General features: G+C 63.2%; 11 protein-coding genes and 1 pseudogene. 4 read left to right on the top strand and 8 right to left on the bottom strand.

What is annotated here, in order from left to right:
• Positions 1-81 precede the first annotated feature (81 nt).
• Positions 82-492: a hypothetical protein gene (locus tag BN1129_RS19425; RefSeq protein ID WP_042038765.1), complete on the top strand. Its 411-nt coding sequence runs from the start codon at positions 82-84 to the stop codon at positions 490-492.
• A 56-nt stretch (positions 493-548) separates the two neighbouring features.
• Here the strand turns inward: BN1129_RS19425 and BN1129_RS19420 are convergent.
• A pseudogene (locus tag BN1129_RS19420) lies at positions 549-908 on the bottom strand (cation diffusion facilitator family transporter); the annotation flags it as partial.
• 170 nt (positions 909-1,078) lie between these two features.
• Here BN1129_RS19420 and BN1129_RS19415 point away from each other — a divergent pair.
• Positions 1,079-2,275 (top strand): amino acid aminotransferase, encoded by a 1,197-nt coding sequence (locus tag BN1129_RS19415; RefSeq protein ID WP_042038764.1) that lies wholly within the window; start codon positions 1,079-1,081, stop codon positions 2,273-2,275.
• Positions 2,276-2,333: 58 nt separating this feature from the next.
• Positions 2,334-3,257, top strand: coding sequence for a LysR family transcriptional regulator (locus BN1129_RS19410; RefSeq protein ID WP_042038762.1), 924 nt, complete (start codon positions 2,334-2,336; stop codon positions 3,255-3,257).
• Between the two features lie 110 nt (positions 3,258-3,367).
• Here the strand turns inward: BN1129_RS19410 and BN1129_RS19405 are convergent, their stop codons facing one another.
• The 6 genes from BN1129_RS19405 to BN1129_RS19380 form a co-directional block, all read right to left on the bottom strand.
• Entirely contained in the window at positions 3,368-3,691 is a 324-nt protein-coding gene (locus tag BN1129_RS19405; RefSeq protein WP_042038760.1) for a DUF1820 family protein, read from the bottom strand.
• Between the two features lie 206 nt (positions 3,692-3,897).
• A complete protein-coding gene (locus tag BN1129_RS19400; protein ID WP_042038759.1) occupies positions 3,898-4,797 on the bottom strand; it encodes a YjjW family glycine radical enzyme activase in 900 nt (299 codons plus the stop codon).
• An 11-nt stretch (positions 4,798-4,808) separates the two neighbouring features.
• Positions 4,809-6,335, bottom strand: coding sequence for a YjjI family glycine radical enzyme (locus BN1129_RS19395; protein WP_042038758.1), 1,527 nt, complete (start codon positions 6,333-6,335; stop codon positions 4,809-4,811).
• A gap of 116 nt (positions 6,336-6,451) precedes the next feature.
• A complete protein-coding gene (locus BN1129_RS19390) occupies positions 6,452-6,793 on the bottom strand; it encodes an AzlD domain-containing protein (RefSeq protein WP_042038755.1) in 342 nt (113 codons plus the stop codon).
• Between the two features lie 2 nt (positions 6,794-6,795).
• Positions 6,796-7,515, bottom strand: coding sequence for an AzlC family ABC transporter permease (locus BN1129_RS19385; protein WP_042038754.1), 720 nt, complete (start codon positions 7,513-7,515; stop codon positions 6,796-6,798).
• A gap of 125 nt (positions 7,516-7,640) precedes the next feature.
• Positions 7,641-8,117, bottom strand: a complete 477-nt coding sequence (locus BN1129_RS19380) for a L,D-transpeptidase family protein (RefSeq protein WP_042038753.1) — start codon at positions 8,115-8,117, stop codon at positions 7,641-7,643.
• A 263-nt stretch (positions 8,118-8,380) separates the two neighbouring features.
• Here BN1129_RS19380 and BN1129_RS19375 point away from each other — a divergent pair, with 263 nt between their 5' ends.
• Positions 8,381-11,530 (top strand): S41 family peptidase, encoded by a 3,150-nt coding sequence (locus BN1129_RS19375; protein ID WP_042038925.1) that lies wholly within the window; start codon positions 8,381-8,383, stop codon positions 11,528-11,530.
• Here BN1129_RS19375 and BN1129_RS19370 read toward each other — a convergent pair.
• A complete protein-coding gene (locus BN1129_RS19370) occupies positions 11,513-12,802 on the bottom strand; it encodes a ferredoxin reductase family protein (protein WP_042038751.1) in 1,290 nt (429 codons plus the stop codon). The two genes, BN1129_RS19375 and BN1129_RS19370, sit on opposite strands and share 18 nt — an antisense overlap.
• Positions 12,803-12,824: the final 22 nt, after the last annotated feature.

The raw sequence follows: 12,824 nt of genomic DNA, 5'->3' as shown, positions 1-12,824 counted from the left end.
CATACCAGCAGACAGACGGGTCCATGCCGGAAAAATCAATTTCCGATCAAATGGATATGGATAAAGAGGGAGTCACAGCATATGAAGCGAATTGAGGAACAAGCCAAACGACTGGATCAGGAGTATCAGGCGATCGCGCTGTTGTTTGATCAATTTTGCCAGCAGGCAGGCCTTCTCGCAGAACAGTACCACTTCTTCAACTGGCCCGACTATGAAGACACACCGCCCCTCTGCCGGGCCTTCACCCTGCTGGGAGAGCCGCGCGAGCTGCACCTGCGCTGCCAGCCGGGGGAGCGTGGCACCTTGACCGGCCTTATCCAGGTACGCAGCGAAGATGGCGTCGTCCACGCCAGCCTGGGTTTTCGGGCCGATGGCCACCTGCTGCTGGAGTCGGGATCCTTGCTGGACAACCCGCCCCAGCTGCTACTCAAGCTGCTGCTGGGGGCCATCTGGCAGCACAAGCCGGACGATGACCACGGCCAGCACCATTGAGATGAAGAAGGGACCTGGGCCCCTTCTTCATATCTCATGCTGGCAAGCTGGGATGATCAGGGCTGGGCAATCTCTATGGTGACGTGCACCAGCTCCTCATGAATGGCGAGCCGCTCACGGATCTGGCCAGCCGGGATGGGCGTCGCCATCAATAGAGAGAGCACGCAGGCATACTGCTCCTGCCCTACCCGCCAAACGTGCAGATCGCGGATCTCGGTGCCCGGCAGCTCGGCGATTACCTCGTGGATCTCAGCCACCAGCGGGGTATCCATCTCGGCATCCAGCAGCACCCGGCCCGAGTCGCGCAGCAGACCCCAGGCCCACACGGCCACCAGCACGGCGCCCGCTATGCCCATCAGGGGATCCAGCCAGTCGGCCCCCCACAGCATCCCCCCCACCAGCGCCAGGATGGCCAGCTTGCATGCCGGTTGTTAAACGCGTCGGCATCGCGGGCCGCTTGACAGCAAAGCTGAGCCGACCGGGCATCCTTGGCCCGTTTCAGACTTGAGCCCTCGCCCGCTTTACGCCATCATGACCGCCGATCGTTGATCGCCTTATTCTGGATTCCACTTCGCAAGGACCCCCCATGTTTGAACACGTCGATGCCTACGCTGGCGACCCCATACTGACCCTGGTCGAGACCTTCCACAAAGATCCCCGCGCACAGAAGGTGAACCTGGGGATCGGTCTCTATTACGACGAGCAGGGCCGCATTCCGCTGCTGGCCTCGGTGCAGCAGGCCGAAGCGCAGCGCGCCGCCGCCCCGGCACCGCGCCCCTACCAACCGATGGAGGGTGCCGCCAACTACCGCACAGCAGTGCAGCACCTGCTGTTTGGCGCCGAGCATGAGGCGGTCAAGGCCGGCCGCATCGCCACCATCCAGACCATAGGCGGCTCGGGCGCGCTCAAGATCGGCGCAGACCTGCTCAAGCGCTACTTCCCGACCTCCGAGGTATGGGTCAGCAATCCGACCTGGGACAACCACAAGGCCATGTTCGAAGGGGCTGGCATCAAGGTCCACGACTACCCCTACTACGATGGCGCTACCGGCGGCGTGCAGTTCGATGGGATGATCGACTGCCTGAGCGCCCTGCCAGCGAAAAGCATCGTGCTACTGCACCCTTGCTGCCACAACCCGACCGGGGTGGACCTCTCCTCTGCCCAGTGGGATCGGGTGATCGCGCTGGTGGTCGAGAAGAACCTGATCCCCTTTATGGACATCGCCTATCAGGGCTTCGGTGATGGGCTGGAAGAGGATGCCTACGCCATCCGCGCCATGGTGGCCGCCGGCGTCAGCTTCTTCGTCAGCAACTCGTTTTCCAAGAACCTCTCCTTCTACGGCGAGCGCTGCGGCGGCCTGTCGGTCATCTGCCAAGATGCCGAAGAGGCGAGCCGGGTACTGGGCCAGATGAAGGCGACCGTGCGTCGCAACTACTCAAGCCCCCCAACTCACGGTGGCCAGATCACTGCGGCTGTGATGAGCCAGCCTGAACTGCACGCCCTGTGGGTCGATGAGGTGACCGAGATGCGCACCCGCATCAAGGCGATGCGCCAGAAGCTGTTCGAGGTGCTGAGCACCAAGGTGCCGGGCCGTGATTTTGGCTACTTCATCAGCCAGCGTGGCATGTTCAGCTACACCGGCTTCACGCCGGAGCAGGTTGACCGCCTGCGCGAAGAGTTCGCCGTCTATCTGGTGCGCTCCGGTCGCATGTGTGTGGCTGGCCTTAACAGCCGCAACGTCGACTATGTGGCCGACGCCATGGCAGCCGTGCTCAAAGGCTAATCCGTGCAAGCCCCGCTCAAGCGGGGCTTTTCATGTGTCCCTATGTTGTGGAGCTGTCATGGATCTGATTGCACTGTCCAGGCTGGGAGGCCGTCATCTGGTCACCCTGCACCTGCTGCTCGACAGCCAGAGCGTCACCCGCACAGCCGAGCGGCTCTGTACCACCCCCTCCACCGTCAGCAAGACCCTCAACCAGTTGCGGGGTCTGCTCGGCGATCAGCTGCTCTACCGCCAGGGCAACCAGCTGTTGCTGACCCCGTTTGCCGAGCGACTCGGCCCCACCCTGCACCGGCTGCTGAGCGAGCTGAACAGCCTCACCAGCCAGGGTGGTTTCGACCCTGCTACCTGGCAGGGACAACTGAAATTTGCACTGCGGGAAAGCGGCATGGTCTGGCCCATGGGCCCCATTCTAGGCCAGCTGATGCGGGAGGTGCCCGGCCTGGTGCCCGACATCTGGAACAAGGATGAACAGGGGCTGACGGCGCTCGCGGCGGGCAAGCTCGACTTTGTTATCCTGCCCCACGATCAGAGCCAGCCCCTGCCCCGCCAACCGGGTCTAGTATGGGAGACGCTGCGGGAAGACAAGCTGGTCTGCCTGTTGCGTGCGGGCCACCCGGCACTGGACAAACCCTGGGATCTGGATGCCTACCTGAGCTGGCGCCATATCGCCATTCGCGATCAGGAACTGGCCAACCCCTTCTTCGAGCAGAGCCTGGCCCAGTTGCAGGTGCGCCGCCAGATCAGTGCCACCCTGCCGGATTTTGGCAGCGCGGCAGCCCTGCTGCGCCAGAGCGATCTCATCCTCACCGCCGTCAAAGGTTGGGCCGAGCAAGCCATGAGCCGGGATCTGGTGATCCGCCCCGTCCCGTTCGACTATGGCGCCGTCACTCACAGCCTGGTGTGGTATGGCCCGGCAGGTGAAGAGCCCGCGCGGTGCTGGTTCCGCCAACGGATCCTGCAACTGGCCCGGGACCTGGGTTAGCGCACCCAGGCTGCACACATTGCAGATCCTGCGGGCGCCATGACCGACCCGAAGAGGGGAGAGCCTCGCCAGGGGATCCCCATGGCAAGGCGCTCAGAGAGGAGCAAGCCTCACGGCTTCTTGGTATAGATGGGGCTGGGAAAGGGCGTGACCTTGTTGCCCAGCTCTGTGATGCGGGCCGCCCCCTGCTTGCGCACCTGATCGATGCGCAGCACATGGTGCATGGGGACCAGGGTGCGGCTGACGTCGGCAAATTCACTCTTCAATTTCTCGTGGCTGGGATCGACGATAAGCGCCGTGTGGGTGTCCCACACGAAGTTCGCTATCTCGATGAAGCCGAACAGCTGACCCTGACTCACTTCCCTGACATAGACTTCGTAACGCTCATTGTGACAAATGAACTGCACTCGGTATAGGACGTTGGATTTACTCATGTTCGTCTGTTGATAGTGGGCGAATGCCCCATTCTAGCCGCCCCTTCGCGGAGCTCAAATAGACAGCAATCACAGTTACGTCATCTTGAGACTCACGGCGCCAAAAGCCCGGGGTCAGGCCACAAACTTGCGGCCTACTCGCCGGATACCAACCAAGAAAACACCAAAATACCTATGCGATCAGTTTATTAGCATCGAGTGACCACTCAGCAGAACGCCGGCAGGGACACAGGCCCCAGCCCCCTTGCGCTCAGCTCAGTGGCAAGCCGGGTCAACGCCTCCCTGTCCGCCTCCTGCCAGCTCGTCGCCACCCCGCGCACCCCGTGATGGCGAAAACCGTTGAGGCGAATGGGCACTGGCCCCAGGCTCTGCAGAAAGCTGGCCAGGCCAGCCTCCAGCTTGCCATCGGCATCGATGAAATCGCTGCGTCCCGGCACATGGAGCAGCCGCAGCTCGGCCAGCTTGCCGTGGCTTGCCAACAGGTGCAGCGAGGCCAATACCCGCTCGCGACCATAACCGGTCAGAGCGTGATGCACCGAGTCGCGCCACCCCTTGAGATCGATCATGGCGCCGTCGAGCACCGGCAGCAGTCGCTGCCAGCCGGTTTCGGCCAGCGAACCGTTGCTATCGAGCAGGCAAGTGAGATGGGCCAGATCCGGCGCGGCCTTGATGGCGGCAAACAGTGCAACCACGAAGGGGAGCTGGGTGGTCGCCTCACCGCCGGAGACGGTAATCCCGGTCAGCAAGGGGCCGTAGCGGCGCAGCAGGGCCAGCACCTCGGCCACCGTCATGGTGGCGGTCTTGGGATTAGCACTACGGGGGCAAGCATCCAGACAAGCGTCGCAATCGGTGCAGAGCGCCGCCTGCCAGCACACTCTGCGCTCGCCAAGGCAGCCCTCATCCAGAGTGAGGGCACAGCTCGGGCAGACCGCGAGGCAGTGGCCACAATCGTCGCACAGCCCTATGGTGTGCGGGTTGTGGCAACCGGGGCAGCGAAAGTTGCACCCCTGCAGAAACAGCACCAGCCGGTTGCCCGGCCCATCGACGCAGGAAAACGGCAGCACCCTGCTCACCAGGGCGCTGCGTGTTGGCAAGGCGTCAGCCATCAGGAGCGAGCTCAATACTCGCAGATGGTCGATTCGTGGGCGACCACCCGCGGCGCCCGCTGCCGGATGGCGGTCACTTCACTCGCCTCGGCACCGAGGCAGGTGGTCTGCAACCGCGAGCCTTCCTCTGCGAAACGGGCCACGTCGCTCTTGCGGATCATGTAGCCGGTCACCCGTACCAGATCGCTGTCGGCCACGTTGGCGGTGAACTCACGCATGCCGATGGCGAGCGCCCCCTTGCAGAGCTGCAACAGCGCCTGCGGGTTCTGGCGGATGGTGGGATCCAGTGTCAGGATCTCGCTGATCCCCGAGTGGTAATAACTGTGGTGCGGCGCCAGCGCCAGCACATGGCTGGCCGGATCCGGCTCATGGCCGTAAGGGATGCGCACCCCGGGGGTGACGGCCACATCGATGCTGAGGCCACCCTGCGAGTGCAGCAGCGCGCGGCCCCCCCAGGCGTGAGTTTGCGGCGTCGCAGTGACATATTCCGAGAGCTGGGCCGAGATGCGATAGCCAAGCTGGTTCGCCTCCTCGCCATAGCCATAGCGATCCGGCAGGTTCTCTTTATCCATCAGGATATTGACCGCTTCCGCCATGCCATAGATGCCGAACATGGGGACGAAGCGATCCTCATCCAGCAGCCCCTCCTTGACCAGGAAGCTGTCGAAGAAGCCGGACTCCTGATGCAGGAAAGCGGCACGCACGGCGATCAACTGGGAGGCCAGACGGCAATAGTGAGGCAGCAGGCAGCCGAGGAAATCATCGATCCCCTGGCACTGCTCGGCGACCCGCTTGAGAGAGATGCGCACCAGGGTATTAGCGCCACCGGCCTGCGGCAGGGCGTTGTAGCAGCTGACGATGCCAAAGCCGCGAGCATCGAAGGTATCGCGGTGGATCGGGTAGTTGGCGATGTGCGGCTTGCTGCACTCGGCGATGCTCTTCACCGCCTGCAGCAACAGATCGTCCGGGGTCTGCCCGGGATCGTGGAAGAAGGTGAGGTTCGGCGCCACCTGCTTGAGCTCGTTGTCGATACGCAGGATCAGACGGCAGATACGGTTGTCATCCGGCCCGATGTTGACGTGCATAAAGGCGTCCGGCAGCACCCTGTCCAGATAGACCCAGAACCCCTTCAGCTTGCGATAGAGGGTCTCGTCATCCAGATCCCTGACAAACGGCAGCAGCAGATGATCGAGGCGCCCCAGCCAGACCGGCATACCGGTGACGGAGGGCACATGGTGATAGAGAATGCGCAGGGCATCGAGCGCCTCGTCAACATCCCGAGGCGGCGCCAGCTCCAGCCAGGCAGATCCCTGACTCAGGAATTTTTCATAGTCCGGCAGCACATAGCGCGGCTTGTAGGGGGCATGCCCCTCGAACATGTCGCAGATAAATCCCTGCACCATCGCCTCGGCGACCGCCGGTGGCAGCTCGGGGTAAGGCAGCGCATTTTCGGCGGCCAGCGCCAGGGCATGACTCTTCTGGGCGGCAGAGAGGTGGTGATCACGCACTATGCGCTGACAGGTTTCGGTGAAAGACATGGGGGAGCTCCTTGGCGGATGGTCCCTAAATCCTCACACTTGAGAGGTGTTTTTTGAAGTGACATTCACAACATGGTGGATATCCATAAAAGACATCCACCATGCGGGATCACGGCTCAGCCGAACCAGGGCAGCAGCGCCGCCAACCCCCCCTGCCAGCGCAGCAGGAAGAAGCCCCCCATGCCCACCACGACCACCAGCAGAGTCGGTAGCCGCAGCAGGGTCAGCGCCGTCACCAGCAGGGTGGCGGCCAGGTAGTCCTGATCCCACACCAGCCCCTTGCCCGACTCATAGCTAAAGACGATGGGCAGCCAGATGGCGGTCAACACCGACTGGGCCGAGAAGCTGAGAAACGCCCCCATCTCGGCACCCGGTTGATAGCGGGTCAGCCGCGAGAAGAAGGCGAAGCGGTTGAAGAAAGTGATCAGGGCCAGCAGGCCTATCATCAGCCAGCTCATGGTCACCTCCTCATCCGATGCAGCACATAACCCACCACCATGCCGGCCAGTGCCGAGATGATGATGTAAACCTCCGCCAGCAGTGGCTTGGTGAGCAGCGCAGTGCCGCCGCTCACCAGGGTCGCCGCCACCATGGGCAGGTTCTTCATGGCGGGTATGGTCATGGCAATAAAGGTGGCGGCGATGGCAAAGTCCAGCCCCATCTTGTCCAGCCCGTCTATGTACTGACCAGCAGCGATACCGAGCAGGGTCGCCAGATTCCAGAACAGGTAGAAGATGAAACCGGCGATCAGCGCATAGGCCGGGTTGAAGCTGCCGCTGCGCTCCCTATCCTTGAGCGCCACCGCGAACATCTCGTCGGTCAGGAAGAAGGCCAGGCTAGCCCGCCAGCGCAGAGAAAGCGGCAAGACATCGCGGCGGAAGGTGAAGCCGTAGAGCAGATGCTGGGAGGTGATCACCATGGTGGAACCCATGATAGGTAGCAGAGGCGTGCCCGCCCCGAACAGCGTGGTGGCCGAGAGCTGGGCGGCACCGGCATAGACCAGCAGTGACATCAGCTGCGCCTGCAATGGGCTAAGCCCCGCCTGCAGCGCCAGGGCGCCACACAGGATCCCCCAGGGGATCACCGAAATGGAGAGCGGGAGCATATCCAGGGTGGCGCGCCACCAGAGCACGTGGGTGCGCTCGGCTACAACTGATTGGGTACTGGTTGCTGACGGCATGGGATCATCCTTGTTACATCTACGGCAAGCCGGAAAACTAGCACAGCAAGGGGACAGCAGACAGAGAAGGTATGGAGGCAGCCGAACAGTCGCGCGCCACCCTGATGGTGGCGCGCGACAGGCAATCAGGGCTGGATGACAATGGGGGTTCCGGGTTCGATGGCGTTCCACACTTCGTCCAGATCATGGTTGAGCATGGCGATGCAACCATTGGTCCAGTTGGACGGCTGCAAACGGGTGTTGCCTATGCTGTTGCGCTGACCATGGATCATGATCATGCCACCCGGTAACACACCCATCTCGTTGGCCGCCTTGATGTCGTCCAGGTTCGGGTAGTTGATGTGGATGGCCTTGTAATAGTTGGAGTTGGTCTTCTTGTAGTCGAGGATGTAGCGCCCTTCCGGCGTACGTTGATCCCCTTCCCGCTGCTTGTGACCCTTGGGGGCCGGCCCCAGGGCGATCCAGTAGCGTTTGACCTCCTTGCCGTCCTTCATCAGGGTCAGGCTATAACTCGACTTTTTCACCACCACCATATCGGCGGACAGGGTGGCAAAACTCAGTGCGGGCCACAGCCCCAGCAAACACAGTAATACGACTCTCATTCCATCCCTCGACAAGCCTCTGATAAGGGCTTTTCTTGTTACCAAATCATCTGAACTGCACCGCCCCGAGCGGCGGGCGAGCGCCATCATATTGGATCGCCATCAATACTCAATATATCCAGAGAAACATATCCCGCGCCAGCTTTTAAGAATTGTTACAATTAACAGCCAAAACAATGGGATATCCCCCCTATCTCGGGATAGTCCCCCCCTGGCGATTGGGGGAAGATAAGGCGCTTTTCACCTATCAGGAAATCTCCATGATGCGATACCGACTCTCCTTGCTGATCTTGCTGATCTGCGCCCCCCTGCAGGCTGCCGAGCCGATCTGGTTGCGCGAGCCAGCTCTCTCCCCCGATGGCAAGCAGCTTGCATTCACCTGGCAGGGACGCATCTACCTGAGCGCAGGGGACGGCGGCCTCGCCACGCCGCTCACCGGCAGCGACTACCTGAGCCAGCGCCCGATCTGGTCACCGGACGGCAAGCAGATTGCTTTCGCCGCCAATCTCTATGGCAATGAAGATGTGTTCGTGGTGCCGAGCGAGGGGGGCGAAATGGTGCGGCTGACCCGGGATTCGCGCCCCGATCTGCCCCAGGCATTCAGCGCCGATGGCAAGCAGCTGTTGCTGAGCAGCCAGCGCCTGACCAGTCCGGAGGCGGATCACTTCGTGGCAGAGGGGCTGCAAGCCAGCGCCCTCTACTGGACCCCCATAGATGGCGGCGCACTGACCCCGGCGCAGCCCCTGCCAGCTACCCTGGCTCGTCCCCATGGCAGCCAGCTGGCTTATCAGATGCCAGGCATGGATCAGCCATTTCGCAAGCACCAGCGCTCCTTTGCCGTCTCTCGCCTCTGGCTGTTCGATGGCAAACAGCATCGCCAGCTGACCGAAGACAGGGTCGCCGCCAGCGATCCCGTCTGGGATGACAAGGGCGAGGCACTCTATTACCTGAGCGAGCGCAGCGGCGATTTCAACGTCTGGCAACGGGAGCTGACCAGCGGTCAGGATCGCCAGCTCACCCACTATCAGGGCCATCCGGTACGTGGCCTCAGCGCCTCCCGATACGGCGATCTGGTCTGGTCCTGGCAAGGTGAGCTCTACCGGCTCGATGCCGGCAGCGAGGCGCCCCGCAAGCTGGCGATCCGGCCGCGCTGGGCCCAGGCTCCCGACGAACAGAGCGACGCCCCCGTCGTCATCGACGAGGCCCTCGCCCGCCAGGATGGGGAGGAGGTGATCCTGGTGAGTCAGGGGGATCTGTTTGCGGTCGACACCCGCCGTGAGCGGGTACGCCAGCTCACCCGCCACCCCAGCGAGCAGTCATCGCCGCGCTACGTGGACAAGGAACAGGAGCTCATTTATCTCTCCGAGCAGGAGGGGCCGGCCGCCCTCTATCGCCTTAAGAAGGCGCAACCGGACCGGCTGTTCAGCGAGCCCGGCCCCCTCATCGAAGAGAAGCTGCTGGCCATGCCGGGCGTTGCCATCAGCAAGCCGACCCTTTCCCCCGACGGCAAGCAGCTCGCCTTCGTGGTGGACGGTCAGGCCGTGCACCTGCTGGATCTGGCCAGCGGCAAGCAGCGACCGCTGGTCGCCGCCGAGTTCAACCCCTCTCGCCACGCGGTGGAGCTGGCCTTCGCCCCCGACGCTCACCATCTGGCACTGACCATACAGCCCGACTCGGCCCAGCAGGAGATCGCCGTCATCGACACCCGGGACGCCAGAGCCAAGCCGGTCAACGTCAGCCTCAACGGTTATCAGGACGGCAGCCCGGCCTGGAGTCAGGATGGCGGTATCCTCTATTGGCAATCCGCCAAATACGGCAAGCTCGGCGCCGACGGCGAGCCGCTGGATGGCAGCCTGCTCGGCCTCTACAGCAGCCGTGCCGCCAAGAGCGACTTCCTCGCTGAACAGGCGCCCCCCAAGGCGGGTTACGGCTTCGAGAGCGACAAGCTGGCCCACAGGGAGGCACTGCAGCTGCAACCACGCGGCCCTGTCCTCGCCAGCCGCATCGTCGATGATCACCTGATCTATCTGGTGGAGGAGACAGATGCCAATGGCGAGCGCGAGATCAAGGGATACGCCCAGGCGTTGCGCAAGGGAGAGACCCGGCTGCTGTTCGCCGAACAGCCTGGCCCTGCGCTGGCCAGCCTCAATGAGGACGCCAGCCTAGCCACCCTGGTGCGGGAGGGGGAAATTGCCCTCATCGACCCCCGCTCCGGCGAAGCCAGCAGACACCCTTACAACCTGCTGATCACCGCCAGCTGGCGAGATCGGATGACTGCCGTCTTCGACCAGATCACCCGGCTCACCCGGGACGAATTTTATCGGGCCGACATGAACGGGGTGGACTGGGATGGCTATGTGGCCGCCTATCGTCGCCAGCTGCCCGGCATCCGCAATGGTCGGGACTTTGGCAATCTGCTGGCGGAGCTGGCCGGCGAGCTGAACGTCTCCCACACCTGGGGCTATGGCCCGGCGCCCTTCCCGCGGCTGCCCGATGAGACCGCCAGCCTCGGCGGCTACTGGCACGAAGACAAGCACGGGGTAACACTGACGGCCCTGCTGGCTGGCGGCCCGCTGGATCAGGAGACGGATCTGGTACCGGGCGCCCGCCTGCTGGCCATCAACGGCGCAGCGCTGCACAGCCTGAACGAGCTGGATGCCCTGCTCAATCACCAGGCCGGCCAGCGACTGGCCCTCACCCTGCTGCCAAAGGGAAGCAAGGATACGGTGCAGCTCGATGTCACCGCCATGGACTTGCCGCAGGAGTACCGTCTGCAACTGGATGGCTGGGTCGCCAAGCGCCGCGCACAGGTGGCGCAACTGAGTCAGGGGCGGGTTGGCTATGTCTATCTGCCGGAGATGAGCAGCGCCGTGTATGAGGAGATGGTTGCCGATGCCCTCGGCCGTCAGCGCAATCGCGAGGCACTGATCGTGGACGTGCGCTTCAACAAGGGCGGCTACCTGGCCAACACCTTGGTGGAATTTCTGACGGGCAACGGCAGCGCCAAGGGGATGGCACGCAGCTGGCCACGGCTCGGCAAGGGGGAGACGGACGCCGCCACCCGCCAATGGACCAAGCCCTCTGTGGTACTGGTCAACGCAGGCAGCTACTCGGAAGGCTCGGCCTTCCCCCAGTACTACCACACCCTCAAGGTGGGCCCCATCGTCGGCGAGCCTGTGCCGGGCACGGGCACCATGGTCTATGCCCACGCATCCAGACTGATCCCGGGACTGGCCTATGGCATCCCGACCCTGGGGCTGAGCAATCCGGACGGCACCCTTTACGAAAATCAGGAGCTGATCCCGGACGTGCAGGTGGCGCTCACCCCGACCGACATGGTAGGCGGGCGAGATCCCCAGCTGGAAGCCGCGGTAGAGGCCGCCCTCGCCCAGTTGTCAGCGAAAGCGAAATAGCTCGCGATGCAGACGCCCGCCCGGCAACAACCGGGCCAGGGCGTCTGCCATCCCTTCCGGCCCACAGAACCAGACGGCAGCAGGCTTGTTCTGCGCAAGGCTGGCCAAGTCCAGCCGCCCCGCCTCCCGGTCCAGGTGCAGTTGATAGCGAACCCCGGTACGCTGACACAACTCGGCCAATCGCTGGTGATAGACGGCGCCGGCCAGATCCGGTGCACACTGGATCAATGTGATCCCCTCCCCCCGTTCACCACAGGCTACCAACCCCTCCAGCCAGGCGACGAAGGGCGTAATACCGATCCCGGCGCCAAGCCAGAGCGACTGCCCCCGGCGAGCGGGACAGACAAAGGCACCATAAGGCCCTGTCACCGTCACAGCGTCATCGAACCGGGCCGCCTCGACCAACTGACGGGTATGGTCTCCCAGCGCCCGCACCGCGATCACCAGCTGACGCTTGTCCGGCGACACCCGCACCAGCGTGAAAGGATGAGGGCCCTCCTTCGCATCAAACTCGAAGAAGGCAAACTGGCCTGGCCTGTAGTGCGACAGCGGCGTCTCCAGCTGCAAGGTGAATTCACGGGTACTGTCCGCCAGGGTGCGCAGCGCCACTATGCGGCCCTGATGACGATCCCGCTGACCGGTCAAACCCAGCAGGGAGTAAACGGCAGCCACCGCCCCTGCACCGCCCAGCAGAGCGATGCCGAGCCCCACGGGTGTCAGCAGGCCAATCTGGGGCAACAGGCAAAGAGCGTGTATCCACCCCGCCAGATAGATGAGCGGCGCCAGACGGTGGATCACCCGAAAACGGCCATAGCTCACCAGTGACAACAGGCTCACCACCACCAGGGCGATCAGCAGATAGAAGCTCCACTCTCCCAGCGTATTGCCAAGGGCATGCAGGGAGAGGCCATTACCTGTCCCCGCTCCGCTGTCCGCAGCCCGGCGGACAGGCCGGGTCAACCAGCCGGCCGTCACCGCCCACTTGGGCGCCTCCACCAGCAACCAGTGACTGGTCAGGGCCAGGGTCGCGGCCATGGCGCTGTGACGATGGAATCGCAACATGCGATCCAGCCCGCCACACCAGACTTCCAACCTCGGCAAACGCAGCGCCAGCAACAGGGTCAGCGCCATGTAGCCCAACCCCAGCAGGCCGGTCAGCAACAACATCTCATGGCGCCATGGCCAGACGCCATTGGCATCCCCTGCATATCCCGCCCACCAGATCACTGTCGCCAACACCGGCAGCAGCCATAACGCCCGCTTGGTCACCATTTGTTGCTCCTTGTCCCGTCTT

The organism is Aeromonas popoffii (assembly GCF_000820025.1).
GTDB classification, from domain to species: Bacteria; Pseudomonadota; Gammaproteobacteria; order Enterobacterales; family Aeromonadaceae; genus Aeromonas; species Aeromonas popoffii.
Note: the sequence above shows the minus strand (reverse complement) of the source record. Positions and strands in the feature narration are given on the sequence as shown.

Bases quoted from the DNA above. Each gene is read 5' to 3' on its own strand.
- BN1129_RS19385 (WP_042038754.1), bottom strand. From the start codon at position 7,515: ATGCCGTCAGCAACCAGTACCCAATCAGTTGTAGCCGAGCGCACCCAC.
- BN1129_RS19415 (WP_042038764.1), top strand. From the start codon at position 1,079: ATGTTTGAACACGTCGATGCCTACGCTGGCGACCCCATACTGACCCTG.
- BN1129_RS19425 (WP_042038765.1), top strand. From the start codon at position 82: ATGAAGCGAATTGAGGAACAAGCCAAACGACTGGATCAGGAGTATCAG.
- BN1129_RS19370 (WP_042038751.1), bottom strand. From the start codon at position 12,802: ATGGTGACCAAGCGGGCGTTATGGCTGCTGCCGGTGTTGGCGACAGTG.
- BN1129_RS19400 (WP_042038759.1), bottom strand. From the start codon at position 4,797: ATGGCTGACGCCTTGCCAACACGCAGCGCCCTGGTGAGCAGGGTGCTG.
- BN1129_RS19375 (WP_042038925.1), top strand. From the start codon at position 8,381: ATGCGATACCGACTCTCCTTGCTGATCTTGCTGATCTGCGCCCCCCTG.
- BN1129_RS19405 (WP_042038760.1), bottom strand. From the start codon at position 3,691: ATGAGTAAATCCAACGTCCTATACCGAGTGCAGTTCATTTGTCACAAT.
- BN1129_RS19380 (WP_042038753.1), bottom strand. From the start codon at position 8,117: ATGAGAGTCGTATTACTGTGTTTGCTGGGGCTGTGGCCCGCACTGAGT.
- BN1129_RS19395 (WP_042038758.1), bottom strand. From the start codon at position 6,335: ATGTCTTTCACCGAAACCTGTCAGCGCATAGTGCGTGATCACCACCTC.
- BN1129_RS19410 (WP_042038762.1), top strand. From the start codon at position 2,334: ATGGATCTGATTGCACTGTCCAGGCTGGGAGGCCGTCATCTGGTCACC.
- BN1129_RS19390 (WP_042038755.1), bottom strand. From the start codon at position 6,793: ATGAGCTGGCTGATGATAGGCCTGCTGGCCCTGATCACTTTCTTCAAC.